Below are 3,900 nucleotides of genomic sequence, written 5' to 3'. Positions count from 1 at the left end.
GGCAGCCCCACCGGCCGGGCCCTGGCCGCCGGCCTGCCCCGCGCTCGCTTCGGACTGCTGCCCAATACGGGCCATCCGTTGGAGCATGCGAATCTGGAAATGCTTGCTAACCGTGTTCGAGCATTCGCACAAGCAAACCAGAACGCAGTGACATGAAAAAAGCCCGCTACTTAGCGGGCTTTTTTGGTTCGGACGTTGTGGCCGGGCGCTTCTTATCGGTGGTGATGAGCAGGGCCAGCGCCGTGAGGGCGGCCCGCAGCAGCCATTTGTTGCGCGTATTCATCGGGCTCGGGAGAAAAGGGTGTTGTTGCTTTCGACCTTCAAGTCGCAGGTGGCGCCGCTGATGCGCTCGCCGCAGGTGGTGCCCACAATGCGCCCGTTTTCGAAGTTGAAGAAGCACATGGGGCAGTTGCTGCCCGTGAGGGTGTAGCGCTCGGCGTTGGGGCGCAGATAGTAGGTGTTGTCGCCGCCCGTGTTCAGCGGCAGCGCCATGGCCCGGAACATGCCGTTGCGTAGGCCCATGCCAATGAGGTAGTAGCTCGGGGCCGTGCCACCCTCGGTAGGCGCCTTCCGCACCTGAATCTTATCGATAACGGTGCCGTCGCCAAACTGCTTGATGAAGGCCCGCGCCAATTCGCTGCGGGGCGTCACGTACTCGGTGCTGCTGTCAGTGAAGTGCACAATCTGCCGGCTTTCGGGGGCGGGAATGGCGGCCCCCTTGGTCATGCGGTTGGGGCTGCCGTACTCATTAGCCGAGGGCTTCATCGATTCGCACGACATGGCCAGCAGTAGCACCAGCAGGCTCAACAGGCCCAGGCCGAGTAATCGAGGAAGGAAGTTCATATAGCGCAATAAATAAAAAGTGACTATTACCCATTTGTCATCCTGAGCGCAGCGAAGGACCTTTTCACAGCAGGGGTTCTGGTGTGACAAAGTCCTTCGCTGCGCTCAGGATGACAGACGCCAAGCTTTAGCGGGCAGTATAGTACTTACGGGCCTCGGGCAGCTCGCGCTGAATGTCGGCGATGCGGGTACCGTTGCTGGGGTGGGTCGAGAGAAATTCGGGCGGTGCGGCCCCGCCGCGGGCTTCCATGCGCTGCCAGAACGCAATTGCGCCATCAGGGTTGTAGCCGGCCATGGCCATGAAAATCAAGCCCAGGTGGTCGGCTTCCGATTCCTGGTTGCGGCCGTATTTCAACAGGCCCACCTGCGAGCCGACGCCGAAGGCCTGCAGGGCGATTTGCTGCGTGGCGGGCGCGTTGTTGGCCAGCGCCACCGACAGTGCCTGGCCGCCCAGCTGCTGCAGCAGGCCCTGGCTCATGCGCTCGGAGCCGTGCTTGGCCACGGCGTGGGCAATTTCGTGGCCCAGCACCACGGCCAAGCCGTTATCGTCCTGCGTGATGGGCAGGATGCCGGTGTACACGGCCACTTTGCCGCCAGGCATGCACCAGGCATTCTGCTGCTTATCATCTTGAATGACATTGAATTCCCACTGATAGCCGGCCAGCTGGTCGGACTGATTCTGCTGGCGGAAATACTGCTCGACGGCGGCCTGAATACGCTGGCCTACGCGGCGCGTCTGAGCGACCTGTTCGGAGTTGTTGGAGAGCGGGCCTTTGGCGATGATTTCGCGGTACTGGGTGGCGGCCAGCGAATTGACTTCGTTGTCGCTAACCAGGTTGAGCTGGCTGCGGCCCGTGATGGGCACCGTGGAGCAAGCCGAAGCCAGTGCCAGGCCAGCTAGAAGCGTGAGTTTCTTAAGCATGGGAGGGAGAAAGAAGAGTGGGAAGAAGCGGCCGGCGCGTTTATAATGACGAGCCACCAGTGCAGCCTATACGGCAGCAGGCCGGGAAAATGTTTAGGGCCGGGCCGGGGCGGGACCGAAAAAATGCCGCCAAGCCCGGCCGCATGCCGCCCGCGGGCCGTAGTTTTGGCGTTACGCATTGCCGGGCCGCTGCTGGCCCTTTCCCGCCCTATGAAAATCATCTGCATCGGCCGCAACTACGCCGACCACATTGCCGAGCTGCACAACGAGGTGCCCAGCGCGCCCGTCATCTTCCTGAAACCCGAAACCGCGCTGTTGCAGCGCGGCCAGCCGTTTTTCGTCCCCGAGTTTTCGCAGGACATCCACCACGAGCTGGAGCTGGTGCTGCGCGTAAGCAAAAACGGCCGCCACATCGAGCCGCAGTTTGCCCACACCTATTTCGACGCCATCGGCCTGGGCATCGACTTCACGGCCCGCGACCTGCAATCGGAGCTCAAGAAAAAGGGCCTGCCCTGGGAACTGGCCAAAGCCTTCGACGGCTCGGCCCCGATTTCGCCCACCTTCAAGCCGGTAGCTGACTTTGCCGACTTAGCCAACATCAACTTCCACCTCGAAGTGAACGGCGAAACCCGCCAGACCGGCAACTCCGGCCTGATGCTGCATCCCTTCGCCAACATCATCAGCTTCGTGTCGAAATACATCTCGCTGAAAATGGGCGACCTCATTTTTACCGGCACGCCCGCCGGTGTGGGCCCGGTGAAAATCGGCGACCAGCTCACCGGGTATCTGGAAGGGGAGAAGCTGCTGGAATTGAACGTACGTTAAGCGTAGGGGCGGGGCTTGCCCCCGCCCGTCGTTGAAAAACCCTAGCCGTAGAGGCACACTGCCGGGAGTTTGGTGTCGTTCAGCGACGGGCGGAGGCAAGCCCCGCACCCTACATCATTATTTACAAGTTGAAGAATAACGCGAAGTTGATAATCGGACTGGTGCTGACCTTGCTGGCGGCCCTGCCGAGTGTAGTTGGCGGCCAGGAGGCCGACTCATCCGACCACGACCACAGCCTGAGCGAGATGCTCAATGCCGGCCGGCCCGTGGTGGCCCCGGGCTATTTCCTGTTTCCGATTGCGCCGGGCAAGCCCAATTTTCTGGCTGGCAGCATGGGGGAGCTACGTCCCAACCACTTCCACGGCGGACTCGACATCAAGACCGGCGGTGGGGTGAACCAGCCCGTGTACGCCGCGGCCGATGGCTACGTGTCGCGGCTCAAGCAGTCGTCGTTCGGCTACGGCAACGTGCTCTACATCACGCACCCGAACGGGCTGACGACGGTGTACGGCCACCTCAACGAGTTTAAGGGGGCGTTTGCGGCCGAGCTGCTGCGTCGGCAGTACGAGAAGCAGAGCTACGAGCTGGAGGCCTTTTTCGAGAAGGACCGCTACCCCGTGAAGCGCGGCGAGCTGGTGGCCCTGAGCGGCAACACCGGCGGCTCGGCCGGCCCGCACCTGCACTGGGAAGTGCGCGACGCCCAGGACCGGCAGTACAACCCCCTGCAGTGGGGCGGTTTCCCCGAGATTCAGGACCACGTAGCGCCCACGTTGCAGGCTTTCGCGCTGGAGCCGCTGGCTATTGAGTCGCGGGTGAAAAAGGTGTTCGCCAAGGCGCTGTTCGTGCCGAAAATTCAGCCGGGGCCGGGCGTAACCACCACCTGGGCCGATACCATCAGCGCCTTCGGGCCGGTAGGCTTGCTGGTGCAGGGCTTCGACCGCTTCGACAATGCCTGGAACAAGAACGGTATTCAGCGCGTGAGCATCACGGTGAACGGCAAGCCGTTTTATCAGCACAACATCGACGCGGTGCCGTTCCCGACGGGCACGCGGCAGGTGGCCAATTTCGTCGATTTCCTGTACCAGCAAACGCAGGGACGCACCCTGCAAAAGCTGTGGGTAGATGAAGGCAACGACCTGCAGATGTACGCCACCGGCCCCAGCAAAGGCCGCCTGAACGTGGAAGCCGGCAAAATATACAACCTCGACGTGACGCTCGCCGACTCCTACAACAACCAGACGGCCCTGCACTTGGTGCTGCGCGGCGAGCAGCCGGCCTACTTCCGCACCGGCGCGGCGGCGGCCCGCAAG

General features: G+C 62.3%; 4 protein-coding genes. 2 read left to right on the top strand and 2 right to left on the bottom strand.

The genetic code is table 11. The features are described from left to right. Positions 1–279: 279 nt before the first annotated feature. On the bottom strand, positions 280–843 hold the full coding sequence (locus tag ACYVDE_RS16675; RefSeq protein ID WP_460502681.1) for a hypothetical protein: 564 nt from the start codon (positions 841–843) through the stop codon (positions 280–282). A gap of 127 nt (positions 844–970) precedes the next feature. After that, positions 971–1,765, bottom strand: coding sequence for a M48 family metallopeptidase (locus ACYVDE_RS16670; protein ID WP_460502680.1), 795 nt, complete (start codon positions 1,763–1,765; stop codon positions 971–973). A gap of 210 nt (positions 1,766–1,975) precedes the next feature. Between ACYVDE_RS16670 and ACYVDE_RS16665 the strand changes: the two genes are divergently transcribed. Together ACYVDE_RS16665 and ACYVDE_RS16660 are read left to right on the top strand one after the other, a co-directional pair. Then, entirely contained in the window at positions 1,976–2,590 is a 615-nt protein-coding gene (locus ACYVDE_RS16665) for a fumarylacetoacetate hydrolase family protein (protein ID WP_460502679.1), read from the top strand. A gap of 128 nt (positions 2,591–2,718) precedes the next feature. Further along, on the top strand, positions 2,719–3,900 hold a 1,182-nt coding region (locus ACYVDE_RS16660; protein ID WP_460502678.1), incomplete at its 3' end, for a M23 family metallopeptidase.

It is taken from the genome of Hymenobacter agri, assembly GCF_054778495.1.
This window is presented reverse-complemented; position numbering and strand designations above follow the sequence as displayed.

What these genes read in the sequence shown, in the direction of transcription:
- ACYVDE_RS16675 (WP_460502681.1), bottom strand. Translation starts at nt 843, where the DNA reads ATGAACTTCCTTCCTCGATTACTCGGCCTGGGCCTGTTGAGCCTGCTG.
- ACYVDE_RS16670 (WP_460502680.1), bottom strand. Translation starts at nt 1,765, where the DNA reads ATGCTTAAGAAACTCACGCTTCTAGCTGGCCTGGCACTGGCTTCGGCT.
- ACYVDE_RS16665 (WP_460502679.1), top strand. Translation starts at nt 1,976, where the DNA reads ATGAAAATCATCTGCATCGGCCGCAACTACGCCGACCACATTGCCGAG.